The 26,388-nt window shown below is 62.2% G+C and carries 24 protein-coding genes and 6 pseudogenes; 6 read left to right on the plus strand and 24 right to left on the minus strand.

The annotated features are described in order from the left end of the window. Nucleotides 1-385: 385 nt before the first annotated feature. From EDE05_RS13120 to EDE05_RS13180, 14 genes and pseudogenes are all read right to left on the minus strand, one after another. A complete protein-coding gene (locus EDE05_RS13120) occupies nucleotides 386-3,343 on the minus strand; it encodes a bifunctional [glutamine synthetase] adenylyltransferase/[glutamine synthetase]-adenylyl-L-tyrosine phosphorylase (protein ID WP_245519906.1) in 2,958 nt (985 codons plus the stop codon). Nucleotides 3,344-3,380: 37 nt separating this feature from the next. Further along, complete coding sequence (locus tag EDE05_RS13125; protein ID WP_134101605.1) at nucleotides 3,381-4,790, minus strand: ATP-binding protein; 1,410 nt, start codon at nucleotides 4,788-4,790, stop codon at nucleotides 3,381-3,383. 9 nt (nucleotides 4,791-4,799) lie between these two features. Then, nucleotides 4,800-5,558 carry a response regulator transcription factor gene (locus EDE05_RS13130; RefSeq protein WP_134101262.1) on the minus strand — a complete coding sequence of 253 codons (759 nt, stop codon included), beginning with the start codon at nucleotides 5,556-5,558 and terminating at the stop codon, nucleotides 4,800-4,802. Nucleotides 5,559-5,630: 72 nt separating this feature from the next. Further along, nucleotides 5,631-7,214, minus strand: coding sequence for a Do family serine endopeptidase (locus EDE05_RS13135; RefSeq protein WP_132410683.1), 1,584 nt, complete (start codon nucleotides 7,212-7,214; stop codon nucleotides 5,631-5,633). A gap of 141 nt (nucleotides 7,215-7,355) precedes the next feature. After that, a complete protein-coding gene (locus tag EDE05_RS13140; RefSeq protein ID WP_132410681.1) occupies nucleotides 7,356-7,811 on the minus strand; it encodes a cytochrome c-type biogenesis protein in 456 nt (151 codons plus the stop codon). Further along, nucleotides 7,808-9,796 (minus strand): heme lyase CcmF/NrfE family subunit, encoded by a 1,989-nt coding sequence (locus EDE05_RS13145; RefSeq protein ID WP_134101265.1) that lies wholly within the window; start codon nucleotides 9,794-9,796, stop codon nucleotides 7,808-7,810. Before EDE05_RS13145 ends, EDE05_RS13140 begins: the two co-directional genes overlap by 4 nt. Next, nucleotides 9,793-10,245, minus strand: a complete 453-nt coding sequence (ccmE, locus tag EDE05_RS13150; RefSeq protein WP_134101267.1) for a cytochrome c maturation protein CcmE — start codon at nucleotides 10,243-10,245, stop codon at nucleotides 9,793-9,795. Before ccmE ends, EDE05_RS13145 begins: the two co-directional genes overlap by 4 nt. After that, nucleotides 10,242-11,405, minus strand: coding sequence for a c-type cytochrome biogenesis protein CcmI (gene ccmI / locus EDE05_RS13155; protein ID WP_134101270.1), 1,164 nt, complete (start codon nucleotides 11,403-11,405; stop codon nucleotides 10,242-10,244). The genes ccmE and ccmI overlap by 4 nt, the downstream gene beginning before the upstream one ends. A 140-nt stretch (nucleotides 11,406-11,545) precedes the next feature. Beyond that, the gene (locus tag EDE05_RS13160) at nucleotides 11,546-11,980 is read right to left on the minus strand and encodes a hypothetical protein (RefSeq protein ID WP_112802829.1); all 435 of its coding nucleotides are present in this window, start codon (nucleotides 11,978-11,980) and stop codon (nucleotides 11,546-11,548) included. Nucleotides 11,981-12,238: 258 nt separating this feature from the next. Further along, on the minus strand, nucleotides 12,239-13,663 hold the full coding sequence (locus EDE05_RS13165; RefSeq protein ID WP_134101273.1) for a HAMP domain-containing sensor histidine kinase: 1,425 nt from the start codon (nucleotides 13,661-13,663) through the stop codon (nucleotides 12,239-12,241). Beyond that, nucleotides 13,653-14,324: a response regulator transcription factor gene (locus EDE05_RS13170; RefSeq protein WP_105371841.1), complete on the minus strand. Its 672-nt coding sequence runs from the start codon at nucleotides 14,322-14,324 to the stop codon at nucleotides 13,653-13,655. Before EDE05_RS13170 ends, EDE05_RS13165 begins: the two co-directional genes overlap by 11 nt. Before the next feature lie 60 nt (nucleotides 14,325-14,384). Then, a complete protein-coding gene (locus EDE05_RS13175; protein WP_112802824.1) occupies nucleotides 14,385-14,651 on the minus strand; it encodes a hypothetical protein in 267 nt (88 codons plus the stop codon). Between the two features lie 118 nt (nucleotides 14,652-14,769). Beyond that, nucleotides 14,770-14,940 carry a hypothetical protein gene (locus EDE05_RS26815; protein ID WP_166675452.1) on the minus strand — a complete coding sequence of 57 codons (171 nt, stop codon included), beginning with the start codon at nucleotides 14,938-14,940 and terminating at the stop codon, nucleotides 14,770-14,772. A gap of 282 nt (nucleotides 14,941-15,222) precedes the next feature. Continuing rightward, nucleotides 15,223-15,423 (minus strand): annotated as a pseudogene (locus EDE05_RS13180) (phage major tail protein, TP901-1 family); the annotation flags it as partial. Between the two features lie 129 nt (nucleotides 15,424-15,552). Here EDE05_RS13180 and EDE05_RS13185 point away from each other — a divergent pair. Then, a pseudogene (locus EDE05_RS13185) lies at nucleotides 15,553-16,760 on the plus strand (MFS transporter). Here EDE05_RS13185 and EDE05_RS13190 read toward each other — a convergent pair. From EDE05_RS13190 to EDE05_RS13215, 6 genes and pseudogenes are all read right to left on the minus strand, one after another. After that, entirely contained in the window at nucleotides 16,757-17,161 is a 405-nt protein-coding gene (locus EDE05_RS13190) for a DUF3168 domain-containing protein (protein ID WP_134101609.1), read from the minus strand. The pseudogene EDE05_RS13185 and the gene EDE05_RS13190 sit on opposite strands and share 4 nt — an antisense overlap. A gap of 27 nt (nucleotides 17,162-17,188) precedes the next feature. Continuing rightward, nucleotides 17,189-17,365: pseudogene (locus EDE05_RS13195) on the minus strand (phage head closure protein); the annotation flags it as partial. Between the two features lie 20 nt (nucleotides 17,366-17,385). Continuing rightward, entirely contained in the window at nucleotides 17,386-17,703 is a 318-nt protein-coding gene (locus EDE05_RS13200; protein WP_134101276.1) for a DUF6107 family protein, read from the minus strand. Nucleotides 17,704-17,891: 188 nt separating this feature from the next. Next, nucleotides 17,892-18,058, minus strand: a pseudogene (locus tag EDE05_RS27190) (phage portal protein); the annotation flags it as partial. 147 nt (nucleotides 18,059-18,205) lie between these two features. After that, nucleotides 18,206-18,514, minus strand: coding sequence for a Dabb family protein (locus tag EDE05_RS13210; RefSeq protein WP_134101279.1), 309 nt, complete (start codon nucleotides 18,512-18,514; stop codon nucleotides 18,206-18,208). A gap of 36 nt (nucleotides 18,515-18,550) precedes the next feature. After that, nucleotides 18,551-19,184, minus strand: a pseudogene (locus EDE05_RS13215) (hypothetical protein). Between the two features lie 141 nt (nucleotides 19,185-19,325). Between EDE05_RS13215 and EDE05_RS26820 the strand changes: the two are divergent. Further along, entirely contained in the window at nucleotides 19,326-19,469 is a 144-nt protein-coding gene (locus EDE05_RS26820) for a hypothetical protein (RefSeq protein ID WP_162712525.1), read from the plus strand. A gap of 27 nt (nucleotides 19,470-19,496) precedes the next feature. Here the strand turns inward: EDE05_RS26820 and EDE05_RS13220 are convergent. Continuing rightward, nucleotides 19,497-20,000: pseudogene (locus EDE05_RS13220) on the minus strand (DNA-packaging protein); the annotation flags it as partial. 282 nt (nucleotides 20,001-20,282) lie between these two features. Continuing rightward, nucleotides 20,283-21,743, minus strand: a complete 1,461-nt coding sequence (locus tag EDE05_RS13225; protein WP_134101612.1) for a protein adenylyltransferase SelO — start codon at nucleotides 21,741-21,743, stop codon at nucleotides 20,283-20,285. Between the two features lie 264 nt (nucleotides 21,744-22,007). Between EDE05_RS13225 and EDE05_RS13230 the strand changes: the two genes are divergently transcribed. The 3 genes from EDE05_RS13230 (at nucleotide 22,008) to EDE05_RS13240 (ending at nucleotide 23,507) form a co-directional block, all read left to right on the plus strand. After that, nucleotides 22,008-22,220, plus strand: a complete 213-nt coding sequence (locus EDE05_RS13230) for a hypothetical protein (protein WP_134101284.1) — start codon at nucleotides 22,008-22,010, stop codon at nucleotides 22,218-22,220. 124 nt (nucleotides 22,221-22,344) lie between these two features. After that, nucleotides 22,345-23,049, plus strand: coding sequence for a hypothetical protein (locus tag EDE05_RS13235; protein WP_166675453.1), 705 nt, complete (start codon nucleotides 22,345-22,347; stop codon nucleotides 23,047-23,049). Next, the gene (locus EDE05_RS13240; RefSeq protein ID WP_134101290.1) at nucleotides 23,046-23,507 is read left to right on the plus strand and encodes a hypothetical protein; all 462 of its coding nucleotides are present in this window, start codon (nucleotides 23,046-23,048) and stop codon (nucleotides 23,505-23,507) included. The genes EDE05_RS13235 and EDE05_RS13240 overlap by 4 nt, the downstream gene beginning before the upstream one ends. Nucleotides 23,508-23,525: 18 nt before the next feature. Here EDE05_RS13240 and EDE05_RS13245 read toward each other — a convergent pair whose 3' ends face one another. After that, nucleotides 23,526-24,950 (minus strand): MFS transporter, encoded by a 1,425-nt coding sequence (locus EDE05_RS13245; protein WP_134101293.1) that lies wholly within the window; start codon nucleotides 24,948-24,950, stop codon nucleotides 23,526-23,528. A 170-nt stretch (nucleotides 24,951-25,120) separates the two neighbouring features. On the opposite strand from EDE05_RS13245, the gene EDE05_RS13250 reads away from it, so the two are divergent. Then, nucleotides 25,121-25,750, plus strand: a complete 630-nt coding sequence (locus EDE05_RS13250; RefSeq protein WP_112802808.1) for an outer membrane protein — start codon at nucleotides 25,121-25,123, stop codon at nucleotides 25,748-25,750. An 88-nt stretch (nucleotides 25,751-25,838) separates the two neighbouring features. Here the strand turns inward: EDE05_RS13250 and EDE05_RS13255 are convergent, their stop codons facing one another. Then, a complete protein-coding gene (locus tag EDE05_RS13255; protein WP_134101296.1) occupies nucleotides 25,839-26,261 on the minus strand; it encodes a YciI family protein in 423 nt (140 codons plus the stop codon). Nucleotides 26,262-26,388: the final 127 nt, after the last annotated feature.

Genomic DNA, 26,388 nt, shown 5'->3' on the forward strand with positions numbered 1-26,388 from the left:
GTTTGAGCCGGGCGCTGCTCCGGCGCCAATCTGTCGACAATCCGATTGACCGCCTCATTGGCCTCCTTGACATTCTCCCGGGTGAAATAGAATGTCAGGATAGTTCCCACCCAGGTGCCGAAAAGCGGCGCAGGCACATTGAAGACCTCTCGTCCGGGACCAGTCACCTGGGCAAGCGACCAAAAGGCAGTCAACAACAAGCCGAAGAAGGAGCATATAAAGACCAGTCCCGCGAGGTGGTTCTTGAAGTTCCTTTCCCACCATCCTTCGGCGACTGCAATTCCGCCCTCACCTGCATTCCCCATTGATCCCTCCACAAAACAACCATCGAGGGAATTATGCATCTTTAAATAAATCTTAAAAGGTGTAACAATTTATAAGGGAATTATCCTTTCGATACCACAACCTTCTGAAATATTGTGCGCACAGCCGTGGACAGACGCTTGACCTCGCCCTCAAGCGTTCCGATGTCCGGGCAGTCGCCGGCGCGGCAGATGCGTTCAACAAGGCCGGTCGGAGCATCGCCCGGATCGAAAGGTCCGTCGACGCAAAGCCGGATGATCTGGGACAGTTCCGTGAAGAGCCTGAGGCCCCCCAGGCAGGCGTCGAGGTCGCCGGGTGTCATCAACGTCTCGCCCACCGCCTTCAAGGCCTCTCCGGTGCTGAGCCCATAGGTATCAGCCGTGAGGCCCTTTGCCGGCGCGATCAGCCTGAGATATTGCGCAATGAATTCGATATCGATCAGTCCGCCGGGGATCAGCTTGAAATCCCAGATGTCGCGCGGCGGCTTTTCCTTTTCGATCAGTTCGCGCATTTCGGCCACGTCCGCCGCGACCTTTCCGACCTCCCTTTCCGCCGCCAGCACATCCCGTATAACGCCCCTCGCCTCGTTGACGAGACTGGCCTCGCCACAGATGAGCCGCGCCCGCGTCAGGGCCATATGCTCCCAGGTCCAGGCCTCCTCGCGTTGATATTTCCCAAAGGCGTTGATGCGGGTGGCGACCGGCCCCTTGTTGCCGGAAGGCCGCAGCCGAAGGTCAACTTCGAATATGACCCCTTCGGCCATGGGCGCAGAGAGAGCCGCGATCAGGCGCTGGGTCAAGCGCGTGAAATAGCGAGTGGAATCGAGCGGCTTCGCGCCTTCGCTTTCCATCGCCTCGCTGTCGTAGTCGTAGAGCAGAATGAGGTCGACGTCTGATCCGGCCGTCAGTTCGAAGCTGCCGAGCTTGCCCATGCCCATGACGGCCACCCTGCCGCCCGGATAGGTCCCATGCGCAGCTTCGATCTCCCGCACCACTGCGTTCAGAGCCGCTTCGATCAGGAGATCGGCGAGATGGGTAAAGCCGCGTGCAGCCTGCACGCCGGAAATTGCACCGGTCAGGAGCCGGATGCCGATAAGAAAATGCTGTTCGGCAGCAAAGATGCGCAGACGGTCGAGCTGCTCCTCGTAGTGTCTGGCTCCGCTGATAAAAGTCGTCAATCGCTGGGAAAGATAGTCCCGCGTCGGCAGTTCCGTCATCATGCCGGGATCCAACATGCCGTCGAAGACATGCGGCTTGGAGGCGATTATGTCGGCAAGCCGCGGCGCCGACGACATGATCGTGACGATAAGCGCAAGTAGCGGCGGATTGTTGCCGATCAGCGAGAAAAGCTGGATGCCGGCCGGCAGCCCCTTCAGGAAATGGTCGAAACGCAGAAGGGCTTCGTCTGCCCGCTGGCTTTCCCCGAAGGCCTTCAGGAGAGCCGGCATCAACTCGGTCAGCCGTTCGCGCGATTCGACGGATTGGGTTGCCCGGTAACGGCCATAGTGCCAGGTGCGAATGACGCGCGATATGTCGGCTGGCCGCTCGAAGCCGAGGGCCGCGAGCGTCTTCAGCGTTCCCGGATCGTCCTGCTGGCCGGTGAAGACGAGGTTGCCGTCGCCGCCGGAGAGCTTCGCCTCCTGTTCGAAAAGCCGCGCATAACGCTTCTCCACAGTCCGCAGCACCTCTTCCAGCCGGGCCGAAAAACTCGCGGCATCGGGAAAGCCCAGCATGAAGGCGATGCGTTTTAGCTCCGCATCCGTGCCGGGAAGGTCATGGGTCTGCTCGTCGTGCACCATCTGGATGCGGTGCTCGACATCCCGCAGGAACCAATAGCAGTCCGTCATATCTGCCGCGATTTCGGGCGTGATCCATCTGGCATCCGCCAGCGCCTTGAGCGCCGCTTCGGTTTCGCGGGCGCGAAGCGGTGGCATCCGCCCGCCGGCGATTAGCTGCTGGGTCTGGGCAAAGAATTCGATCTCGCGGATACCGCCCCGGCCGAGCTTCACGTCGTGACCCTTCACGGTGATCGCCCCGTGTCCCTTGTGCACGTGGATCTGCCGCTTGATCGAATGGATATCGGCAATTGCCGCATAGTCCAGATATTTGCGGAAGACGAAAGGCGTCAGTAGCCGCATGAAGTTTTCGCCTGCAGCGATGTCGCCGGCAATCGGCCGGGCCTTGATGAACGCCGCCCGCTCCCAATTCTGCCCCCTGCCTTCGTAGTAGATCAGGGCCGCGTCGAGCGAGACGGCGAGCGGCGTAGAGCCCGGATCGGGACGCAGGCGCAGGTCGGTGCGGAAAACATAACCGTCAGCCGTTCTCTCCTGCAGGATGCGGATCAGACGCCGCATCATCCGGCCGTAGGTTTCGGAAGCGTCGAGAGGGTCGGTGAGGATGCCGGCCTCCGGATCGAAAAAAACGACGATGTCGATATCGGAGGAATAATTGAGTTCGCGGCCGCCAAGCTTGCCCATACCGAGCACGATCAGACCGGAATCCTTGCTTGGACTATCCGGGTCGGGAGTTTTAAGCTTGCCGCTTTCCTGACCGGCGAGCAAAAGGTGGTCGATTGCGGCGGCCACGCAGGCATCAGCCATCGCACTCAACCATCGGGTTGTGTCGCTTGCAGAAAAGACGCGCGCGAGATCGGCAAGGGCGACCAGAAAGCTCAGGCCTCGCTTCGCGGTTCGCAGCGCGGTCATCACCTCGTTTTCGGAAGGCGTCTTGCCGTCTCTGGGCCGCCAGGCATTCCGCGCTGAATCGACCAGCCGGTCCAATGCCGGCTCCAGCGGCTCGGTGACCGCGGTGACAAGAAGCGCTGGGGAAACGGTCGCTATATCGCGCAGATAGGGCGACAGCGTGAAAGCCGCGATGATGAATTCCTTGAGCGCGCTATCCGCCTTCAGCAATTCCGCAAGGAGCGGCTCGGTCTTGGCGATATCCCTCAGCCCGGCGGCGACCGATTTTGCTTCCGCCTGGTTCAGCGGCCGAATGATCTCCGCCTTGACCGAATCCAGCCGGCTCTGCTTTTCCGCCACGATATCCCTCCTCGAATCTCGCCTTGCCCTCTCCCAATTAGGGCTTCGGCGCGGGAAAGACCATGGTCGCGGTAAGGCCGGGCGCTTCCTTTTCGCTCTCGTCGGTGGCGGAAAGCTCGAGCGAGCCGCCATGCAACTCCATCACCGCCTCGACCAGCGACAGGCCAAGACCGGTGCCCGGTTTCGAACGGCTTTCGTCGAGGCGCACGAAGCGTTTCGTCACCTCCTGGCGCTTGTCGCGGGGAATACCCGGTCCGTGGTCGCATACGGAGAGGCGGAACGATCCGTTCTGCCCCGAAAGCCTGACGCAGATTTTCTTTTCGCCCTTGCCTTCGGCGGCATATTTGACCGCATTGTCGAGCAGATTGAAGATCGCCTGCCCGATCAGTTCGCGATTGCCCTGAACCACCAGGCCCGGCTGTAGTTCGGTCGTCATAGAAAGGCCCGCTTCCTCCGCCACCGGCTCATAGAGCTCGGCGCTATCGCCGGAAATCGCCGAAAGATCGACTTCGGACATCTCGGCCGCGATGGAACCGGCTTCAACCCTCGAAATCATCAGCAGCGCATTGAATGTCCGGATGAGCTGATCGGATTCGGCAATGATTCCTTCCAGAGCCGTCCGCCGCACATCGTCTCGTCCTTCTGCCAGCGCATCGGCCGCCTTGTTGCGCAGTCTGGTCAGTGGCGTCTTCAGGTCGTGGGCGATGTTGTCAGAAACCTGGCGCAGCCCCTCGTTCAGCTTTTCGATGCGCCCGAGCATGGCATTCAGCGAATCCGACAGGCGATCGAATTCGTCGCCGGACCTGCCGACGGGCAGTCGTTGAGAGAGGTCGCCGGCCATGATCTTCTGGCTTGCCGCCGACATCCGGTCGATACGTTTCAGCGCGTTGCGGCCTATGCCGAACCAGATCACCAGCGCGCCGATGCCCATGATGGTCAGAGCCACCATCAGTGCCCGGCGCACGATGCCTCGGAAGCGTCCGGGATCGCCGAGGTCACGCCCGATCATAACCCTCAAGCCGTTATCCAGACGCAAGACATTGGCAACCGCCATGTGCCGGCCTGGGCGGCTGACTTCCGCATAGGGCTCGTAGCTGAAAGGAAATCCCGTCCAGCCCTGCTCGTCGAGGACACCCGGCTGCACCGAAGCGACATTGCCTGCGAGCATCTCGCCGTTCGGGCCGGCGATCACGTAAAGATTGGCTCCGGGCTGGCGGGCGCGACGCTCGATCATGCGCAGAAGAAGACTGATCCCTCCGCGTTCATAGGCGCGCTGAACATCCTGCACTTCTTCCTGCAGCGTCTGGCGCGTCTGCTGGGCAAGCAGGCGCTCGGACATGGCCGTCACGTAGAAGACCAGAAAAGCAGCACACAGTGCAAAGAGCAGGATATAGAGCGCCGACAGCCGCACGGCCGTCGAGCGGAACATCAGACGGGCACGTGCCAGCAATGAAGCCTACCCCTCGTCCTTGATCATATAGCCCGCACCGCGGATGGTCTTCAGAAGCGGCTTGTCGAAGTCCTTCTCGATCTTCGAGCGCAGCCGCGAGACATGCACGTCAATGACATTCGTCTGAGGGTCGAAGTGATAGTCCCAGACGTGTTCGAGCAGCATGGTCCGCGTCACCACCTGGCCAGCATTCTTCATCAGGTATTCGAGAAGTCGGAATTCGCGCGGCTGCAGCAGGATTTCCTTGCCCGCGCGCCTTACTTCGTGGGACAGCCGGTCGAGTTCCAGATCGCCGACGCGATAGACCATGTCCTGCTCCGGCGCCCCCTTGCGGCGGCCGAGCACCTCGACCCGGGCAAGCAATTCGGAAAAGGCGTAGGGCTTCGGCAGGTAATCGTCGCCGCCGGCGCGAAGGCCGGTCACGCGGTCGTCCACTTGACCCAGCGCGGAAAGGATCAGCACCGGCGTATTAACGCCGCGCTTGCGCAGTTCGCTGATGACCGACAGCCCATCCCGGCGTGGCAGCATCCGGTCGATGACCATCACGTCGTAGGAATTTTCGGTACCCATGAAGAGGCCGCTTTCGCCATCGCTCGCGTGATCGACCACGATCCCGGCCTCGCGAAAAGCCTTGGTCATGTATGCGGCGGCCTCAAGATCGTCTTCGATCACCAGAATCTTCATGTGCGGCACAATAGCGTCCGCGTCCGTTTTTGCACCATGGGATTCGGCGCCCTGGCGGGAATAACGAATACTCGTTTCCATCTTTGATCCCTTTCAACGGAAGGGGCGCCGGCCGTTGCCGGCGGCACCCCTTGCTTGGGTCTGGCGAATTGATCAGCCCTCGTTGATCGGCAGAGCGACGAAGCGGCTGTTGCCGCCCGATTCCACCTGGAACAGCGCACGGGTGCGGCCGTCCTTGCGGGCCTGGTCGATCACCTTGCCGATATCGGCTGCGTTTTCGACCTTGCGGTTGTTGACCGACACGATCTTTTCACCGGCCTTGAGGCCGCGGGCTGCAGCTTCCGAGTCCGGATCGACATCGGTCACCGAAAGGCCGGAGCCGTCTTCGGCGGGAGCGACGGTAATGCCGAGATCAGCGAGCGCCTTCTCACTGGACGGAGCCGGGGCGTCCGGCTGCTTCGGTTCCGCGGCGGCAGCCTCGTCGCTCTGGAGGTTGCCGAGCGTAACCGGGACGGTCTCCTTCTTGCCGTCACGCCACAGGTCGACATCGACCTTGGCATTCGGGCCGAAAGCGGCGACGCGCTTGGCGAGATCTCGGGCGTCCTTGATCGGCTGGCCGTTGACGGCGGTGATCACGTCGCCTTCCTTGATACCGGCCTTCTGGCCCGGCGAGCCTTCCTGCGGAGCAACGACGAGCGCACCCGAAGCCTCCTTGAGGCCGAGGGAATCGGCAATATCCTGATTGACCGGCTGGATCTGCACGCCGAGCCAGCCGCGCTCGACCTTGCCATCCTTGATGAGATCGTTGACGACATCCTTGGCAACCGAGGCCGGAATGGCGAAGGCGATGCCGACATTGCCACCAGACGGCGAAAAGATCGCGGTATTGATGCCGACGACTTCGCCGGAGAGGTTAAAGGTCGGGCCGCCCGAATTGCCGCGGTTCACCGCTGCGTCGACCTGGATGTAGTCGTCATAGGGACCGGAGCCGATATCGCGGCCACGGGCCGAAACGATACCGGCGGTCACGGTGCCGCCAAGCCCGAAAGGATTGCCGACAGCCACGACCCAGTCGCCGACACGGACCTTCGTATCATCGGCAAAGGTGACATAGGTGAATTTGCGGCTTGAGGCGTCGACCTTCAGCACGGCGAGATCGGTGCGGCTGTCCTTGCCGACAAGCTTGGCTTCCAGCTCGGTACCGTCGTTCATCACGACGGTGTAGGCCGAGCCGTCCGAAACGACGTGGTTGTTGGTCACCAGATATCCGTCTTCGGAAATGAAGAAACCGGATCCCTGTGCTGTCGGGCGGAGGGGGTGCGGGCGGTTGTCATGACGATCGCGATCACGCGGACCGCCGCGCTCGGCGCGATCCTGGTTGCGGTCGCCTGGGCCGCCAGGCATCTGGCCGCCGAACTCGCGGAAGAACCGCTTCAGGGGATGATCGTCGGGAAGCTGGTCGAAGCCGCGGCCGCCGAAATTGAAGGTGAAGTTGCTGTCGTCGTCATCCGAGGCGACTTGAGTGTTGGATTGAACACGAACGGAAACGACGGCGGGAGAAACGGCCGAAACGACATCGGCAAAGCTTGGAGCCTGCGGTGCGGTAACGGTCACCGGAGCAGCATAGGATTGGACGATCTGCGCCGGGATGCCGCTCGAAAGCATGACCGCCGCAAGACCTGCAACCGTCGTGGTCTGCAGGACGGTCTTCAAAGAGGGACGTTCAATATTGCGCATCTGTTGCTACCTTCTTCTCGTCAGTCATGTTGTTGGCCGGAGGTCCGGCGTGCGGTGGATGACGAGAGATATAGGCGCCCGGAAGTTAACTGCAGATGGCGACCGGATGAAATATTGGTAATGTTCGGCTGACGCGTCGCCCTATTTTTTAAGCAGCTCTTCTATGCGAGCCTGTTCTTCTGGCGTCAGCGCCGCGACCGTCCGCTGGTTCGGACGCGTGCGCACGAAAATGAAGATCGCAATCGCGCCGATAACGAGCAGCAGGATGGGTGCGGCCCAGAGGATCATCGTCTTGGCGCTGAACCGCGGCTTCAAGAGCACGAATTCGCCATACCGGGAAACCACATAGTCGATCACCTGGCTGTCGCTGTCGCCATTCACCAGCCGCTCGCGCACCAGCACGCGCAGGTCGCGCGCCAGTTCCGCACTGGAATCGTCGATCGACTGGTTCTGGCAGACCATGCAGCGCAACTGCGCCGAAAGATTTCGGGCGCGCTGTTCGAGGGCCGGATCGGAAAGCACTTCATCAGGGTTGACCGCAAGAGCGGGCAACGCGCTGAAAACCAGAAAAATCGCGATCAGCAGCCGGCGCATCATTCCGCCGCCTCCAGCGTCGCTTTCACCGTTTTCGCCTTGCGGCTCGGCGCTCCGACCCGCAGGCGCCGGTCCGAAAGGGACACGAACCCGCCCGCCATCATGATCAGCGCGCCGCCCCAGATGCAGAGGATGAACGGTTTCCACCAGATGCGCACGACGATGCCGCCGCCCTCCATCGGATCGCCGAGCGAAACATAAAGCTGGCTCAGCCCGAAGGTGAGGATGCCCGCTTCCGTGGTCGGCATTCGCCTCGCGGTATAAAGCCGCTTCGACGACCAGACGTCGGCAATCGCCACCCCGCCGCGACTGACGGTGAAGTGACTGCGTTCTTCCGTAAAGTTCGGCCCCACCGCCTCACGCATGCCGTCGAATGTCAGCGAATAGCCGCCGGCATCGACCGTTGCGCGCGGCTTCATCTCGACCACCGTCTCGGTTCCGAACAGGGTGGCGGAGAATATGCCCAGCACCGTCACGCCAAGGCCGAAATGGGCGATTGCCGTCCCGAATACCGATCGCGGCAACCCGGCCAGCCGGCGAAGCCCGACGGCCAAGCCAACCTTGGAGAAATTGCCGCGGTACCAGAGATCGGCGACGGCGCCGAACATACCCCAGAACCCGAGCGCAAGGCCGAAGATCGCCATCACCGGTCCACCGTTCTGGACATAGTAGAAGACGAGGCCGGCCACGAGGGCGACCGCCGCGAAGAGATAAAGGCGCTGCAGGGTGCCCAGCAGATCGCCGCGTTTCCAGGCAAGCAACGGTCCGAAAGGGACCGCGACCAGAAGCGGCAGCATCAACAGGCCGAAGGTCATGTTGAAGAACGGCGCACCGACGGAAATCTTTTCGCCGGTCAGGGTTTCGAGGACGAGCGGATAGAGCGTTCCGATCAGGACCGTCGCGGTCGCGACCGTCAGGATCAGGTTGTTCAGCACCAGCGCGCCCTCGCGCGAGATCGGCGCGAACAATCCGCCCGCCTTCAGCATCGGCGCCCGCCAGGCAAAAAGGATGAACGCGCCGCCGATAAAGATCGCGAGGATGCAGAGAATGAAGATGCCGCGAGTCGGATCCGTCGCGAACGCATGCACCGAGGTCAGCACGCCGGAGCGTACCAGGAAGGTGCCGAGCAGCGACAGCGAGAACGTCATGATCGCAAGCAGCACGGTCCAGATCTTCAGGGCTTCGCGCTTTTCCATCACCAGGGCCGAATGGAGAAGTGCGGTGCCGGCAAGCCAGGGCATGAAGGATGCGTTCTCGACCGGATCCCAGAACCACCAGCCGCCCCAGCCGAGTTCGTAATAGGCCCAATAGGAGCCCATGGCGATACCGGCGGTGAGGAAGGTCCAGGCGCCGAGCGTCCAGGGCCGCACCCAGCGGGCCCAAGCGGCGTCGATCCGGCCCTCGAGCAGAGCGGCGACCGCAAAGGAGAAGCAGACGGAGAACCCGACATAACCGAGATAAAGCAGCGGCGGATGAACCGCGAGCCCGAAATCCTGCAGCACCGGGTTGAGATCCTGCCCCTCCGCCGGAGCCGGATCGAGCCGGAGGAAGGGGTTGGAGGTGAGCAGGATGAAGAGCAGGAAGGCTGCGGTGATCCAGGCCTGCACGGCCAGCACGTTCGCCTTGAGGCTATCGGGGAGGTTTCTGCCGAACACCGCAACCAGAGCGCTGAAGAAGACCAGGATCAGCAGCCACAGCATCATGGAGCCTTCGTGATTGCCCCAGACACCGGAATATTTGTAGATCAGCGGCATCAGCGAATGGGAGTTCTCCCAGACGTTTCTGACGGAAAAGTCGGAAACCACATAGGCCCAGGTCAGCGCAGCAAACGAAAGTGCAACCAGCCAGAATGTCGCCAGCGTGCCGGTTGTCGCGAGCGCCATCATCGCCGCGTCGCCGCGCCGGGCGCCGATCACCGGCAGGATCGCGAGGATCAGCGCGGTGGCGAGCGCCAGAACGAGTGCGTAGTGACCGATTTCGACGATCATTGGCTCGCAGCCCCCTCGCCCTCGTTCCATACGCCGTCGGCCTTCAGCCGATCGGCGACTTCCTTCGGCATATAGTTCTCGTCGTGCTTGGCCAGCACGCTGTCGGCGACGAAATTATGGGCGGCATCGAACGTGCCTTCGGTCACCACGCCCTGCCCTTCACGGAAAAGGTCGGGCAGAATTCCGGTATAGCTGACCGGCACGTTGCCGGTGCCGTCGGTGACGGTGAAGCTTACCGTCGAGCCCTGGCCGCGCTTTACGGAACCTTCCGCCACCAGACCGCCCAAGCGGATCCGGGTGCCCGGCTTGACCTCGGTCTTTGCCAGGTCGGCCGGCATGAAGAAATAGGCGACCGACTGGCTGAAAGCGAACATGACGAGAAGCACGGCGACGATGATGAAGCTCATCCCGCCCGCGATCACTGCCAGCCGTTTCTGTTTGCGCGTCATTGCGTCACTCCATTGGGCGTCGAACCCTCGACGGCAAGCCCTATCTCGTTTGCCAGCGCCACCAGTTCGCCCGAGGACGGAAACTGCTTCAGCCCGCTCTTCAACGCTTCCTCGGCCTTTTCCTTTTCGCCCAGCACCGAATACGAGCGCACCAGCCTCACCCAGCCATCGAGATTGTCCGGGTCCTCTTTCAGCCGGGCAGCGAGGCTGTCGACCATGCCGCGGATCATCGCCTCTCGGTCGTCCTGCGCCATCGCTCCGGCTGCCGCCATGTCTTCCTGGGTCGGGTTGGCGAGCGCCGGCGCCCCGCCGGTGGCGGCATCCGGATTTGTTGCGACGGTGCCGCCGTTCTTTGCGATGTGCTGGTTGACGAGCTGCATCCAGGGTGCGTCGGCGGGAGATTCCTTGGCGATCGCCTCGAAGGCGGCCCTTGCCTCGACCATGCGGCCGGCCTGTTCGAAACCGAGCCCAACATAAAACCGGGAGCGCGGATTTTTGGGATCGAGCTTTACGGCTTCTTCGAATACCGAACGCGCATCCTCGGTCACGATGCCGTCATTGGTGGCGATGAGAGTCTCGCCAAGACCGGCGAGCCGCTCCGAGCTGGCACCGAGCAGACGGATTGCGTTGCGATACGCCATCTCGGCATCGCCGAGCCGCATCGTGCGGAAATAGATCGGCGCCAGCAGGTCCCAACCGGCGCCGTCATTGGGGTTCTGCGCCAAGTGCCGCTCCGCCTTGGCGACGAGCAGGGCGATATTGTTTCCCGGATTGGCGAGCCGCGCTTCGAGCGGCTGGTCCGGCAGGTTCGGGTTGCCGAGAGCCAAATAAAGACAGAGCCCGACAATCGGGGGAATGACCGTCACGATGGCGGCGACCAGCGCATGGGATCTTTGCTTCGGGGCTTCAGAACTCGCTGCGCCATCCTCACTCGCCGCCGCAAGCAGCCGGCGACCGATCTCGGCGCGAGCATATTCAGCCTGCTGGGCATCGATCAGCCCCTGGGCACGATCGCGCTCCAGTTCCTTGAGCTGGTCGCGATAGACTTCGACCTCACCGGCGTGACTTGCAGGCGCCGCCATGCCACGGCGGGAGAAGGGCATGATCAGCACGGCTGCAACCGCCGCCGTCAGAAGCGCTAGGATGATCCACAAGAACATAATGGCCCATTACTGCAACCACCGGCGCATTCCAACCGCGGAGCCGGCGTTGACGCAAATTTGAGGCGTTTCGCCGCAAGTTATAACGCCGATATGGCACCGGAAGTCGCCCGTGGCCATGACATAAGTCAAAGATGGGGTCAGGTCAGCGGCGTCCAGGTCCCGTCCGAGTTGCGGCAGGCAGCACCTCGTGCGGTCATTTCGCGCCCTCCGGCCGTCAGCGTGTGGCGATATTGCCGGCAGTTCTGTCTTCCTACCTGATAGGGTGCATTGGCTATTACCTGGCCGCTTGCATCATCGCCCTTCCAGGGGATGGTCTGGCCCCCTGCGGCAGCTTCAAGGGCGCGATATTCCGCCTCCAGGGCGCGGGAGCGGTCGCTTGAGGAAAGTTCAACGCCGGCGCGGCCGACAATCCCACCCTGCAACGCGGAGATATAGGATGCCGAAGCGGAAGGACGCGGCGAAAGAAGCCCGCGCGATCCTCCCTTGTCGGCACCGGACGACGTACTGCAGCCTGCTAGCAGACCGGTTACGACAGCCAGGGTTAGGATGTTTTGGAGACCTTGGGATCGCATGTCAGAACCGGCTCATAAGTCATCTTCATTCAGGAATCGATCCGGGAGTGCTCCCGTCCCGGCATGGCATCATTATGGCATTGCTGGGAAACTCGCAGATCCGCCGATCGTTCAATTTCCCATTTTAGCGGAGGGAGATAGCCACGTCCCAGTCCACGAAGATATAGCAGGCAATCTATCCGTCCATATTGCGGCGCACTGATTGCCGGAATGTTGCGCATCCGTCACACTGGCGCCCCCCACCGAGCCCATGATCTTTCAGCTCGCATCCTTCGTCACGCCCGGCAGAAGCAGCTGGGCTCTCAGGCCGCCACGCAGGCCTCGGGTCAACTCGAACCGACCCTGATACTCGCCGGCAATCTCCCGGACGATCGAAAGGCCAAGCCCGGCTCCCGGCTTGCTTTCATCGAGCCTCCTGCCGCGCTTCATGGCTTCGCGGATCTGGTCGGGTTCAAGTCCCGGTCCATCATCTTCGATTGCCATTTCAAGCCAGTAGCGGCGTGGCACCTCGGCTTCCCTGCCAGGCGGAGCGGCAGCCGTCGCTGCGGTGATCCAGACACCCGTCTTGCAGAAGCGTGCGGCGTTCTCAAGCAGGTTGCCGATCGTTTCCTCTACGTCTTGCTGCTCCATCGCAAGCGCCATGCCGGGCGGAAAGATGGACAGGTGGAATTCCTTTTCGGGGTTCAATCGGCGCATCACCCGCACCAGCCGCTCCAGCACCGGCTCGACATCCGTACGGGCGAGCAGAGATTCGCGCTGGGCGGCGATGCGAGCTCGGTTCAGGTAGGACTGTACCTGCGCCTGCATCGCCTCGGCCTGCGAGCGAACCAGGTCCGACTGCACCTTCTCGAGCATCCGGGATTCATTAAGGAGAACGGCGATCGGCGTTTTCAGCGAATGGGCGAGATTGCCGACCTGCATGCGCGCCCGCTCGACAATGCGGCGGTTGCTTTCGATCAGCGCGTTGATTTCGTTGGCGAGCGGCATGACCTCACGGGGGAATTCGCCATCCAGCCGCTCCGCCTCCCCTCGACGCACCATTTCAAGCGCGCGGCGGGCACCCACCAAGGGCTGCAGCCCGTAGAGAATGGCGAGGCCGTTGACGACGAGGCTTCCGACACCGAAGACGGCGAGCGCGATATAGAGGCTGCGGGAGAATGCGCGGATGTCATCTTCCACCACACCGAGATTGCCTGCCACCCGGAAGCGGGCGGCACGGCCTTCCCCATCGAGCACCACCTCGGTCTCCGAGATCAGCAGATGGTTTCCGAAGGCGTCGGTTGCCGGATAGAAGCGCTCGTAGCGATTGTTGAACGGCACTGCCAGAATCGAAGGCACGCTGATGTTGGAGGTGCCGAGCGAGGATGAGGAGAGCGGCCTGGCAGCAAATGTGCCGAGCGGTTCGATGATCCAGTACCATCCCGTCTCCGGCTGTGAAAAACGCAGGTCGCCAAGTTGCGGGCTGCCGGAAAGCTGGTTGTCGTCGCCGATCGTGATCGAGTTGATGACGTTATAAAGCTGCGCCCTCAGAAGGTCGGTGAAAGCGCGCTCCGCCGATTGCCGATAGAGCTGCGAGATGACGATCGAGATGACCACCAGCGCCAGGGCCGACCACAGCGTCGCCAGCAGCAGCACGCGGGCTGTCAGCGACCTGGGGCCGGTCGGAAGGATCCTAATGCGCATCTGTCGGCGCTTGCATCCTGTAGCCGAGGCCCCGGACCGTTTCAATGAGATCGACGCCAAGTTTCTTGCGGAGCCGGCCCACGAAAACTTCGATCGTATTGGAATCGCGGTCGAAATCCTGGTCATACATGTGTTCCACTAGCTCGGTGCGGGAAACGACCTGACCCATATGGTGCATCAGGTAGGAAAGCAGCCGGAATTCGTGCGAGGTCAATTTCAGCGCCACGCCGTCGACGCTTGCCTTCGAAGCCTTGGTATCGAGTCTCACAGGGCCGCAGACGATTTCCGAGGAGGAATGACCGGCCGCGCGCCGGATCAGGGCCCGTACGCGCGCCAGCACTTCCTCTGTATGGAAGGGCTTGGCCACATAGTCGTCGGCACCGGCATCGATACCCGCTACCTTGTCGCTCCAGCGGTCGCGGGCGGTGAGCATCAGAACCGGCATACCCTTGCCTTCGGCCCGCCATTTCTCGACCACGGTTATCCCGTCCATGACAGGCAGGCCGATATCGAGGATAACAGCGTCATAGGGTTCGGTTTCGCCGAGGTAATGTCCTTCCTCGCCATCGAAAGCCTGGTCGACCACATAACCCGCCTCCTTCAATGCGTCGGACAACTGCCGATTGAGATTGACGTCGTCTTCGACCACCAGAATGCGCATGCACCGCCCCTCGAATAATATGCCGGCAGATATATCAGATAATAAGCCTGCCGGATCCGCCTACATTGGAACCCTTACGGTTACCTTGCGCGGCCTTTGGCTGCCGTTGCCCTGGACGAGCACGGTCACGATGCAGGTCTGGCCGTCCGAGGAAGGCTGGGCGGAAAGAAGCTGGCCGCCCGTCTCCCGCACGACGCGGGACGCAGCCGATCCGCAATCGCTCGCAACGAGCAGAAGATAATCGCGCGCAGAGGCGTTTTCCGGCTGAAGACCGGAAAAACCGGCGATGCCGGCGGCCAGTATTGCGATGATCGGCAGTCGCGCCATGATTTAAGGTTTCCACTCGCAGACAAAACAGGATTCGTGTCCAAAGCATGTGATGAATTATGTAGCCAAAGGCTGCTGAATGGCAAATGAATGGTCCGTAATGCTTCCCTTCAGGCGGCTATTTTCCCCTGATTCCAGTTGCGGCCCTGAGCCGCCCGCTGATTGCCAGAAGCCCGCCGGCAACACCCGCCAAGGTTACCGCAATGTTGGCAAGATCGGCCTGCATATCTGCGCTGAGCTCGATTCCCTTGATCTGCAGAAGCGATGAGCCCACCGCGATCAACGCCATGCTACACCTGCTTCGCCCATCAAGCCGAGACCACAGCCAGCCATCGGAAGAAGCTCAGGCTCGCGCGAGCGCGCCGTCGGCAAACAGCGTTCCAGCCGATCACCCATCTATCGAATATCCAATTTATGCCTTTTAGCAGTTTCAATCTCAAATAGAGTGTGATGTCCGTTAACCTGCTGCCCAAGCCGCCGCACGTCCTCCAGCCCTTTGCCGTCGGTGGTAGCGGATCGAATCGGCCCAGCCTGTCCCCTAGGTTGTCGTTGTCAGACAGCACAATTCGTGCATGCCCGCTCCGGTCAGCGATGCGCGCTGTACGCCCGCGCCGCCAAGAAGCTCGCGCCAGCGCCCGGCGCTTTCCGCGTCGGTGATATCGACCACCTCCGCATTGAAGGCGAGCCGTTTCGAACGCAGCCCCGCGACCGTCACAAACGTACCGCCGCTGTCGATCTTCAGAAGCAGGTCCTTGCCCTTCTGCGCCACCATCTCTCGTTCCTTCCGTAGGGTTGTAGCCGGCGCACCGTCCGCGCCGTCATCGAATGGTCACTTCCGCCCAGGCGGCAAAGCTGTTACCCGAAAACCGCCCATCCATGTCCCGGTCCGGTCCACCTCACCATGCTCCTTCCCGTGTCGCTCCGCACAGCGCAGACCATTGCCGTCCTCGCGGTGACGCAGCTCACCGGCTGGGGCACCACATTCGAGGTGCTCGGAGTCATGGGCCGCGTCGTCGCGCCGGACCTCGGCCTTGCCAACGAAGTCATCTTCGCGGGCCTCACCATCATGATGGTCGTCAGCGCGCTGGCCGGCCCGGCCACCGGCCGGCTTCTCGCCCGGCATGGAGCGGCCAGGGTTCTGGCTGCAGGCGCCGCCACGTTTGCGCTCGGGCTCGCGCTGCTTTCCATCGCCAACGGCCTGCTCGTCTATCTTGCGGCTTGGGTGATCATCGGCATCGGCGGCGCACTCGGCCTCTCGGCGCCCGCCTATACTGCGGTCGTCGAGCGCGAAGGCCAGGACGCCAAGCGCGTCATCGCCATCCTGATGCTCTTCACCGGCCTGTCGATCACCATCTTCTGGCCGCTCCTGAGCATCCTCAACGATCTCGTCGGTTGGCGGCTCACTTTCGCCATCTGCGCCGCGCTGCAACTCTTCGTCTGCGTCCCGCTCTATCTCTTTGCGTTGCCACGGCCGATCGAGACAAAGACGGACACGGGCTCCGGCCATGTTCCTCCGGTCGCGCTGACCGCGTCGGAACGCAACATCGCATTCCTGCTGGTGGCCGCAGCCACCACGATCAGTTCCTTCGTCACCTTCGGCCTATCGCCCTCGCTGCTTGAACTGCTGCGACAATCCGGCGCCGGCCCGGAATTCGCGCTGCAGCTCGCCCCGCCCGCGGGGTCATCGGCATCTCGGCGCGTTTCGTCGATATGCTGCTCGGGCGGCGTGGCAATCCGCTCATCACCGCGGCTGCCGGCGCCGGCCTGATGGTGGCGAGCTTCACGCTTCTCATCGCCGGTGCGGGCTCCGCGTCGATGCTGGTCGCATTCATCCTGCTCTACGGCTTCGGGTCGGGCGTCCTTGCGGTGGCGCGAGCGCTTCTGCCACTCGCGCTTTTCTCGCCGAGCGAATACGGGCTGCAGGCGGCCCGTCTTTCGCTGCCGCAGAACCTTGCCAATGCCCTCGCCCCTGTCGTCTTCACGGCCATCCTCGACCGACTCGGCGCCGATATCCTGCTTATCCTCTGTGCCCTGCTGGCCGCCCTCTCGCTGTTCTTCGTCCTGCGGCTGATGGCTCTGGTGCGAAGCGCCAACCGGCGGACTTCCTAGATCTCTTCCGTCACCGCCCGAAACCGCAGTTCCGCGACCTGGAATTTCGTCTTTGGCTCGCGCCTCGTTCTGGTCAGCAGATGGAGAAGGCTCACCAGAGCCGCACCGTTCACGCTCAACGCCGTATCATGCAACAGGCTGCGGACGAGGTCCGCAATTTGCTGCGCCTCCCGCCTGCCTTCCCCCTCGGACCAGATTTCAAGCGTCAAGAAATGCTCCTCGCCCACCTTGCTGCCGGTCGAATAGTCCAGCGTCTCCATCTCGCCGAAAACGACAGAGGGCAGTCGCGGCCTTGCCAGAAACCGGTCGCGGATGCCATGGGTTCCGACAATCGCAGTCAGCGTCCCATCCGATGCCAGATGCCCATGGATCGCCTTCAGAAGCGCATTGGCTGCGGTCATTGGGTTTCCTCCTCCACACTGGCAGACGAGATGGCGCCGCGTCTCGTCGGGATCGCGCACCAGCTTCACGGCCAAGACGCGCCGACCCTTGCGAAACCTCTGGCCCGCCGCGATGCCCTCACGAAATTGCACCCAGATCCGGTGGCTGATCGTAGCGATTCCGGCTGGGCTATCGAGGTAGCACACGATACGCCCCCCGTTCATATCAGGTGGCGCTATTTGCCCTACCTCTGGCGCTTCCCATATCTGCCGGCCACCCCAGCCAGAGCGCCAAGCACCCACCAAGCGCAAAGGCTTGCCGCTGCCGAGCCCACCAGCATAACCTTGGAGCCCGACAGCTCCCCTTCGATACCGAGTTTCGTCGTCAGCCAAACGCCCATCGGCTCCCCAAAGATCAGACCGAAGCTCACTCCGGTCAAAAACCGGTTCGCAGCTTCGCGGCAGGTCTTCGGCAGGAGGTAGATCAACGAAATGCCGGCGCCCGCCGTGGACCCGAGAATCGTCGCGATGCCGACGCCGGGCTCGCTTCCGAGGTCAGTCATTTTTAATCTTTCTGTTTTAGGATGAACACATAAGAGCCGACAGGGCTCGATGGCCACTATCGGCTCTCTCGGCCTCCCTTCGGGGTGGCCGCTTCTGTTTTTGCCAATCGTCAGAAGAGCTTGGCGCCGCCGGCTCAAATGTTGATTCCGCGACTTCAGAGGGGTCCACGCGACAAAAATCGACTCGTCCCCTCATAGGCGAGCCACGGCACGGCGGCGGCCGCTTCTGCAATCATTCGCATCGCGCGGTAGGCGACGGGTTCTTCATGAAGCCGGTCCGCGCCAGCGCCGCATAGGAGCGCTCCGACCAATGCGCCGCGCCTTCGCCCGCGACGATCGCAAAGCCCGCCGCCATCTTCGTCTCGCGTTCCAGCGCTTCAGTCTTTTCTGCAGGCACGGCTTTTCGCCCGCCCGTGGAGGTCGACGGCAGGTGGAATGGCGATTTCATGTTCAGAATCCCTATGCTTTGGTGACGTCCATCCTCAGACGAGGAGCGCCGATGTCAGAGCGGGCGTTTCGCGGCTCTTTCCACGTCGTAGTCGGCCGCAAGCCGCATCTCCCGCACCGGCCGCACCCGGTCGATGGATTCCTGGTAGATCGGATGCGCCTTGTAGGCGGCGAGCGCCGCTTCGTCCTCGAATTCGCCGTAGACCACAAAATCCACCTGGTTGCCGAGCTGATCGACCTTGTTGTTGATGCCGATCTCCAGGAGGCTCGCATGTGGTATCCGGGTCAGCAGCGACAGCCCCGAAAGAACAGTATCCCGGTCGTCCTCGCTGCGTGCGGTAAAAAAGACGATATGGCGGATCATGCGTCACTCCGGTTTCTAAAGGCGAGGCGTCGGCTATCATATCTCCGCCCGCTTCCCAAGTGCGCCGAGCGCCGCATGGAAGATCCTGCCATATCCGGCAACCAGTTCCGCCCGGTCATTGCCGTTGATGATCCGCCTTGCGCCGACCCACTCGGCTTACTCCGCTGAAAAATAATGATCGAGCCTGCGGCCGGTAAAACCGCCGAGCCGCATTCCCTCGATCAGGATCGTCGCCGCGACATCCTTTTCCATCGCCCGGGGCGGATCGGCGACGAGGTCGATCCCGGTCACCTTCGACATCGCCTCGTAGGTCCGCTTGTGGGCGAGCTGCACCAGCCCGCGCCCCAGCCAACTCCTGCCGTCGCCGTCCGGACGCCAATAGGGCGTCTTCACCGAAGCCAGCCGGCCGGCGGAAAACGCTCCGTCCAGCCGTCCGATCGCTGCCGCGTCGCTTGCCGCCCGCGTCTCGCGCACCGGCTGCATGGTGGCCGCCGCCTCGTGAAAGGCGGTCGCCAGCACATAGGCAACTCCGTCCGGCCGCCCTTGGGGCACACGCACCTGCCAAAGGTCGAGAATCGCGTCGAGCCCCTCAACCTGTGCTGCCCGGGTTTTTCCCTTGAAATAATCTTATACGGATGAAATCGAAGAAGGCAGCGCGGTTGCGCGGCATTTCGAGCTTACCTCTTTACCGTGTCCCGAAGTTTCAATCGGTTTAGAAAAACTAAATCGTTTTAAGCCTTTAGGCGCCGCTTTACTTTTCTCTAACGCTATGGAACCAACGAACATCTACGACGTTCACGTCGGCTTTCTGATGAACAAGGAGATCATGATGATGCCGCAGCCGGTACAGGCCGTCCCTTCGAAACAGATCCCACAGCATGTCGTCGAGCGCATGGAATCGGAGTGGAAGCAGATTCGCGAAAGCGCTCCAAAGCCGGCCGATACCCGCCGCTAATCCCCTTTTCATTCACGCGGCCGCGCGTCAGATGCCTCGCACGCGCGGTTCGCCATGGCCCTCCAGCAGGAGTGCCGTCAACGCCCAGACCAGCGCGCCGAGCCGGTCGGGCGACCGCCCCGAAGACAGCCCGTCCAGCCCGAAGTCGCACATCTGATCCTCGAGTTCCGCAAATCGTCCCGCATGGGCCACACGACCCTGCTCGTAGAGCGCCGCCACCGGTTCGGCGCGCAAGTATTTTCCCCGCGTCGCCCTGACCATCGTTACCGGCAAGGCTGCCTCGACACTTCTCAACGTCGCCGTCACCATATCGCCGCCCTGGTTCACTTCCGCCACCACCCGGTCGGCCTGGAAACGCGAATAGGCCTTGGCAACGGTATGAGCCCAACCCGCCGGGCTTCTTCCCTCGACCGAACAATCGGCGAGCACCACCGCCCGGCCGCTTGCCCCAAGCCCGGCCACAACGATGCCGCAGCATGATCCCTCGCCCGAACCGGCCGGCGGATCGACCGCCACGACAATGCGCCGCAGCACTCCGCCCGTTCAAAAGTCTCGAAAACATCCATGGCCGATAAATCCGATGCAGTTTCTGGGCGCGCAACGGCATCCGCCGCGCTCCTGTCGAACGCGCCGGTTCCCGATGCCGATCTCCCGAAATGAAAAGACCCGGCGTCAGACCGGGCCGATGACTGAAGCCTCGCACCGGATAACCTCTAAGGCTCCCCACCGGCGCAATTCTTTGACTATGCCAAAACCCTATCAAACCACCGTCACGCCGTAAAGGATTAATTTCCTATTCTGGTGAATTTTTCCTCACGTCCCGCAGAACGTCTGCGTCACCCGCTCCTCCGGCTTCGGCGGCGTCGTCAGGTCGGCGAATTCCGGCCGTTCCTCGAAGGGGTGTTCGATCGCCGCAAGCAGCCGCTCGAAATAGCTGAAGTCGCCGTAATTGGCAGCCGAAAGCGCCTCCTCGACGCGGTGGTTGCGGGGAATGAGGGCGGGATTGGCCGCCCGCAGCGCCGAAGCTCGTTCGCTGCCCTCTTGCATCTCGCCGGAGAGACGCTCGCGCCAGGCCGAAAGCCAGTCGCTGGCTTTGGGAATAGCGGCAAAGCAGGCAAGGAACGCTTCATCCTCGCCCTCCGCCGCACCGGCGAGCCGCCGGAAGGCAAGGGTGAAATCCGCCTCCCCTTCCTGCATGGCGGAAAGCAGCGCCTGGATCAGTTCGCCGTCGCCTTCGGCCTCAGAGAAAAGCCCGATCTTCCTGCGGAAAACCGCCACCCATTCTGTCTGAAACCGCTCGCCGAATTCTTTCAGCACGCCGTTTGCAGCCTCCACCGCCTTTTCCTCGTCGACGTTGAGCAGCGGCAGCAGGCATTCCGCCAGCCGGGCAATGTTCCACTGGCCGATCCCAGGCTGGTTGCGATAGGCATAACGGCCCATCTGATCGATTGAGGAAAACACCTTCATAGGATTATATTCATCGAGAAAGGCGCAGGGGCCGAAATCGATCGTCTCGCCTGATATCGTCATGTTGTCGGTGTTCATCACCCCGTGGATGAAGCCGGCGCCCATCCAGCGGGCGATTAGCGCCGCCTGCCGCATGGCCACCTCCCCGAGCAGCGCCAGATAGGGATTTTCGCGCCCTTGAAGCTCGGGGTAGTGGCGCTCGATCACGTAGTCGGCGAGCAGCTTAACGCCGTCATTGTCGCCCCGGGCAGCAAAGAACTGGAAGGTGCCGATCCGCACATGGCTTGCCGCCACCCGCACGAAGACGGCCCCCTGCTCGACCCGTTCGCGATAGACCGGCTCGCCGGTCGCGACTGCCGCAAGGGCCCGGGTCGCCGGAATGCCGAGCGCCGCAAACGCCTCGGAGAGGATGTATTCGCGAAGCACGGGCCCAAGTGCAGCACGCCCGTCGCCGCGGCGGGAAAAGGGTGTCGGCCCGGCTCCCTTCAACTGAATGTCGCGGCGCACTCCCCTGCGGTCCACCACCTCGCCGAGCAGGATTGCCCGCCCGTCGCCGAGCTGCGGCACGAAATTGCCGAACTGGTGGCCCGCATAGGCCATGGCGATCGGCGCGGCACCCGGCGGTACGACATTGCCGGCAAGGACCGCCGCAAGCCTGGCGGGATCGGAAAAATCCGCCTCGATGCCAAGTTCCTCCGCCAGCTCCTGGTTGAACTTCAACAAGACCGGACCGTCCACCGGTTCCGGATAGACGGACGCGAAAAATCTGTCCGGCAGGCGGGCATAGGAATTGTCGAACTGGAACACCAAGAATGTGCCTCCTCAAGGCCGCCGCGGCCCCGTTTACTCAATATGGGTAACCTCCCCTGCCGAACAAGGAAATGACGCTTTTGTTGCGCGTTGGTGGTAGATCGAGCGGGACTGTCCAGCGCGAACAGGCGTCAAGTAAAACCTCCGGCGGACGACCACCTCACCATTTGGATTAGTTATAATTCGCTAAAACCTATGTAATAATTGATTTATATCGGGTGGATCCCGGGTAACGGCGTTGTCGCGTTGGAGGGGAAGAGTATGAGAAAAGTTCTGTTTGCGTTGACCGCCACGGCAGTCCTCGCGCTGAACGGGGGCGCCGCCCTCGCCATGGGAGGTATTGGATACGGCGGTGGTCATGGCGGCGGTGGCGGAGGGGGTCCCCGCGGCGCGCCGTTTCCGATAGCGGCACTTGGCCTGCCGCTCGCAGCCGGCCTTTTTGCCTATGTCATACTCAAGCGCAGCAAGAACTGATCCATCCGCTGCATCTTTACTTTCCAGGGCTACCCTTCTCCTTGAAAAAGAGCGCCTAGGTCCCCTCTATTCGACCCTTGTACTGTGCGCCTTCGGCAACGCTGTTTTCGAAGATATCCGCAAGGTGTTCGTTGAAGACGGCGTCGTGTCCGCACTGCTCACGGGCGGAGGCGTTCACCCGGTACTCTTGTTTTCGGTCCTTTGGGTCGCCTGGGCGCTTTGGAAGATGCCTCTCGAAAGCCGTCTGCCGCTCTGGGCGGAAAGGCTGGTCATTGGCCTGGTCGCCCTTCTTCTCTATCTGCCGCTGACCTGGTTTTCCTGGGTCGCGCTGACCATCCTCGGCGGACGGGTGCTTCTCTCCGACCGCAAGCTCGGCATCCTTTCGATCTATCTGACCGTGCCCAAGTTCTGGGGCCTCATCCTCGTCATGGCGATCGGCACGCCGGTCCTGACCATCGATGCCTATGTCACGGCACTCGCCGCCGGATACGAGAGCAGCGCCAATTTCGTCGTTCCGACGGACGGCAACGATCCGGTGCTCATCCTGTGGGCATGTTCCTCGTTCCACGGCATTTCCTACATGCTTCTGGCATGGTTGGCGTATTCGGTGGTGAACAAGGTCAGCCCGCTTCGGGGTCTCAACTGGCTGGCGGCGGGCATTGCCGGCGTCGTGCTGATCAACTGGATGCGGCTGTTCGCAATGATCCGCTTCATGGACCTTTACGAGCCTTTGCATGACGGCGTCGCCGGAGAAGTGGTCGGGCTGCTCACCACCTTCTGGATAATCGGCCTCGCATCGATGGGTCGGAAATCTGCGGTGCGCGCATGATCCGCATGTTTACCGTTGCCGTCCTGCTTCTGGCCCTTCCGCTCGTCCTCAAGGAAAAGGCCGGAGGTCTGCGCGATCTTGCCTCAACACGATGGCGCGAAGGCGTCGCAAACGAGGAAGTGCTGACCGCCATGCGGGCGTCAGGCATGTCGGTCAAGGTCGGTCCGAACGGATCGGAAGGAACGGCGCAAGCGGCCGGTTGCGAGCTGCTGTTTCAGCCTGCCGATCCGCGCGGACAAAACCTCGGTTATCTCATCGAGCTTTCCAAGGAGTTCAACCGCCTGTCATTCCTCTACAAGGGGAGGCTCCACGACGAGTTTCCCTATCTGAACGCGCTCACCCGGCATATCCTGTTCATTCTCCTGAATGCCGTCGGCATCGATAACGACTACCGGCCGGTCATCGGAGTTTTTGAGAAGGGCGCCTGCGGCAACCTCGACCCGTTGCGCCAAATCTGAAACCCGGGTTACCGGGCGTCAGTTGCCTTTCAGCCTGACGCCGAAGCCGAACAGGAAGGTCAGCAGCGCGCCTGCAGCCGCCGTGCCGTAAAGCCAGATGGCCGGCCCGCCTGCCTCCCCGCCGTCGAGCCGGGATACCAGGCCCGTGGCGGTCGCGATCATTCCGGCAAGACCTGCGCCGACCGCGTAACCTGCGGTCGAAATCGTCGGCAGTAGGGCGCTCGCCAGATCCCGCTCCGCAGTCTCGGCCGCCTCCATGGCGGCCTGGTTGATGCTGGCCCAGGCCAGGCCGAAACCTGTGCCGATCGCGATCTGGCCCAAAAGCAGGAGCCCCAGGGAACCGTACGCAAACGATGCGGCGAGCGCCAGGAAGCCGAGGAGCTGGAACAGGGCACCGCTGCGCATCCAGGCATGCCGCGCTCCCAGCGCCACGATGCGGCTGGCAGCAACTGCGACCACGCTCCAGGTGAGTGCCATGCTGACGACGAGGTATCCGACCACCGCCGGCCGGAACCCGAAGACGGCGTCGATCATCACCGCCAGGTAGACGCTACCGACCGAATGGCTGGCCGACATCAGGAACAGCACCCAGAAGCCGTTTCCGAGTACCGAGCCCAGCCGAAAGGCTCCGGCCGGGAAAAGCCTGGCGCCGATCTTCCCGTCGAGCTTCAGGGCCGGCAGGAAAAGTCCCGCCCCGGCGGCGATCGCCACAGCCTGCATGGCGCCGTCGGTGGCCACGGAGGAGAGCGACAGGACGAAGGAAGCGGCAAGGCACAGCCCGATCGTGGCGAAGGAAAGCGGCATGGGCGCCGCCTCCGTCACACGGGGCCTTGCAACCAGCGTCAGGACTGGCAGAAGCAGAACGAAGGGCGCGACGGCGAGGAACGCCGCCCGCCAGGAATAGGCCTCGGTCAACAGCCCCCCTGCGAGCGGCCCGGCAATCGCCGCCACCGCCCAGACGATCGCTTCGACGGCGAAGACCTTGGCGATCAGGGCGGAGGGAAAGTTCGCGGGGATGAGGCTGTAGCAGATCGCCACCACCAGCCCGTCGGCGACGCCCTGCAGGAGACGCCCCGCCATGATCCAGGAAAAGGCGGGTGCGGCAAGCGCAAACAGTCCGCCGACGGCAAAGAGGAGGGCAGAGATCATCAGGCTCGCCTTCACACCGATCCGGTCCCGGAATGCCGCCGCTCCGGTGCCGCCGGCAATCGAACCCAGGAAATACAGCGTATAGGCCCAGCTGAAATAATCCGTGCCGCCGATCTCTCGCGCCGCCGGCGGCAAAGCCGCAACGATTGCGAACTGGTTGAAGGCATGAAGCCCGATCCCGGAGGAAATCAGTGCCAGCATGGCACCGTCACGGCCCCGCAAAAGCCTCGACCAACTCGTATCGATATCCTGCAGCACACCCGACTCCGTGTCCGTTATTACGATGCGCGGCACGCTACGACCTCAAGCGCAGTTGAGGTCAAGGCGGCAGGCGAAAATAAAAACAGCGCAATTTCAGAGGCTTAAAATGGATCGTCAGTTTCGGCCTTTTGTTGTATTTTAGCTACAGCTTTCCAAGCAAGTTGCACTACATCAATCATCATCATCAACCGGAGGGAATATCCATGAAGGCTATTTTCATTCTCGCCACGACGGCCGCCATGACCGCCTCTTCCGTTGTCTATGCCGCGGATGCGGTCGAAGCGGTTCCCGCCGCACCGGAAGCGGTGGAAATGCCGGCTGCGTTCACCTGGTCCGGCCCCTATATCGGTCTTCATACCGGGTATGGCTGGGGAGACGGCGATGCGATCGTCGGTGGCTCCGACAGCTTCGACGGCTGGAGGTTCGGCGGTTTTGTCGGCTACAACTGGCAGTTTTCGAGCGGTTTCGTCGCGGGTCTCGAAGGCGACGTGAACTATGACTGGAATGAGAACAGCTATGCGGGCGGCGTCGACATCGGCACCGGCTTCTCCGGTTCAGTGCGCGGCCGCGTCGGTTATGCCATGGACCGGGCGCTCATCTTCGCGGCCGGCGGCTGGACCGCCACCAATGCCAGCATCGATGGCGGCGGGTTCGACGATGACGACACGCTGCACGGCTGGACGATCGGCGGCGGTCTGGACTACGCCTTCACCGACAACGTCTTCGGCCGTATCGAATACCGCTACAACGACTTTGGGGAAGGTGATCTCGCGGGCTCCGATTTCAACTTCAACCAACACATCATCAATGTCGGCATCGGCGTGAAATTCTAACCGCACCACGTTGCGACCAAAGCCGCCGGAACACGCTTCCGGCGGTCAAAGGACGTGGTTTTCTTCAACACCCTCGCCCTCAGGACGCTCAGCGCTTCGCCATCTGCTCGCGCAGGCGCTCGTGCTGGTCCACGATTTCCGACGTCAGGACATCGGCAAAATCCTCCATCTCGTAGAGAGGCCGGATCTCGATCTCGCTCGGGCCCGGCATCGGATTGGGGCAACGCTTGACCCAGGCTACGGCCTCGTCCATGTCCTTCACCTGCCAGAGCCAGTAACCGGCCACCAGTTCCTTCGTCTCCGTAAACGGGCCGTCGATCACCAGCCGATCGGCACCGTCGAAGGCAACGCGCTTGCCCTGGACCGAGGGTTTCAGGCCATCGCCGGCCAGCATGATGCCGGCACTCACCAGATCTTCGTTGAACTTGCCCATAGCTTCGAAAAGCTCCCGGGTCGGCATCACGCCCGCTTCGCTGTCCTTGGTCGCCTTGACCATCACCATGACACGCATCTTTGCTCTCCTCTTGCCAACCGGCCACCGCGGCCGTCTTCCGAAAGACGTATGAAACCGGCCCAAACCGACAAACGACACCAAATTGAACTCGGGAAAGGGTCAGATGAGGGCTTGGAGCCTCACC

The organism is Neorhizobium sp. R1-B (genome assembly GCF_004368875.1).
GTDB lineage: Bacteria > Pseudomonadota > Alphaproteobacteria > Rhizobiales > Rhizobiaceae > Neorhizobium > Neorhizobium huautlense.

What these genes read in the sequence shown, in the direction of transcription:
- ccmE (WP_134101267.1), bottom strand. Translation starts at nt 10,245, where the DNA reads ATGACGCGCAAACAGAAACGGCTGGCAGTGATCGCGGGCGGGATGAGC.
- ccmI (WP_134101270.1), bottom strand. Translation starts at nt 11,405, where the DNA reads ATGTTCTTGTGGATCATCCTAGCGCTTCTGACGGCGGCGGTTGCAGCC.
- EDE05_RS13200 (WP_134101276.1), bottom strand. Translation starts at nt 17,703, where the DNA reads ATGACTGACCTCGGAAGCGAGCCCGGCGTCGGCATCGCGACGATTCTC.
- EDE05_RS13250 (WP_112802808.1), top strand. Translation starts at nt 25,121, where the DNA reads ATGAAGGCTATTTTCATTCTCGCCACGACGGCCGCCATGACCGCCTCT.
- EDE05_RS13210 (WP_134101279.1), bottom strand. Translation starts at nt 18,514, where the DNA reads ATGATCCGCCATATCGTCTTTTTTACCGCACGCAGCGAGGACGACCGG.
- EDE05_RS13140 (WP_132410681.1), bottom strand. Translation starts at nt 7,811, where the DNA reads ATGATGCGCCGGCTGCTGATCGCGATTTTTCTGGTTTTCAGCGCGTTG.
- EDE05_RS26815 (WP_166675452.1), bottom strand. Translation starts at nt 14,940, where the DNA reads ATGGCGTTGATCGCGGTGGGCTCATCGCTTCTGCAGATCAAGGGAATC.
- EDE05_RS13230 (WP_134101284.1), top strand. Translation starts at nt 22,008, where the DNA reads ATGAGAAAAGTTCTGTTTGCGTTGACCGCCACGGCAGTCCTCGCGCTG.
- EDE05_RS13240 (WP_134101290.1), top strand. Translation starts at nt 23,046, where the DNA reads ATGATCCGCATGTTTACCGTTGCCGTCCTGCTTCTGGCCCTTCCGCTC.
- EDE05_RS13160 (WP_112802829.1), bottom strand. Translation starts at nt 11,980, where the DNA reads ATGCGATCCCAAGGTCTCCAAAACATCCTAACCCTGGCTGTCGTAACC.
- EDE05_RS13255 (WP_134101296.1), bottom strand. Translation starts at nt 26,261, where the DNA reads ATGCGTGTCATGGTGATGGTCAAGGCGACCAAGGACAGCGAAGCGGGC.
- EDE05_RS13135 (WP_132410683.1), bottom strand. Translation starts at nt 7,214, where the DNA reads ATGCGCAATATTGAACGTCCCTCTTTGAAGACCGTCCTGCAGACCACG.
- EDE05_RS13190 (WP_134101609.1), bottom strand. Translation starts at nt 17,161, where the DNA reads ATGACCGCAGCCAATGCGCTTCTGAAGGCGATCCATGGGCATCTGGCA.
- EDE05_RS13130 (WP_134101262.1), bottom strand. Translation starts at nt 5,558, where the DNA reads ATGGAAACGAGTATTCGTTATTCCCGCCAGGGCGCCGAATCCCATGGT.
- EDE05_RS13165 (WP_134101273.1), bottom strand. Translation starts at nt 13,663, where the DNA reads ATGCGCATTAGGATCCTTCCGACCGGCCCCAGGTCGCTGACAGCCCGC.
- EDE05_RS13145 (WP_134101265.1), bottom strand. Translation starts at nt 9,796, where the DNA reads ATGATCGTCGAAATCGGTCACTACGCACTCGTTCTGGCGCTCGCCACC.
- EDE05_RS13170 (WP_105371841.1), bottom strand. Translation starts at nt 14,324, where the DNA reads ATGCGCATTCTGGTGGTCGAAGACGACGTCAATCTCAATCGGCAGTTG.
- EDE05_RS26820 (WP_162712525.1), top strand. Translation starts at nt 19,326, where the DNA reads ATGAACAAGGAGATCATGATGATGCCGCAGCCGGTACAGGCCGTCCCT.
- EDE05_RS13175 (WP_112802824.1), bottom strand. Translation starts at nt 14,651, where the DNA reads ATGGCGCGACTGCCGATCATCGCAATACTGGCCGCCGGCATCGCCGGT.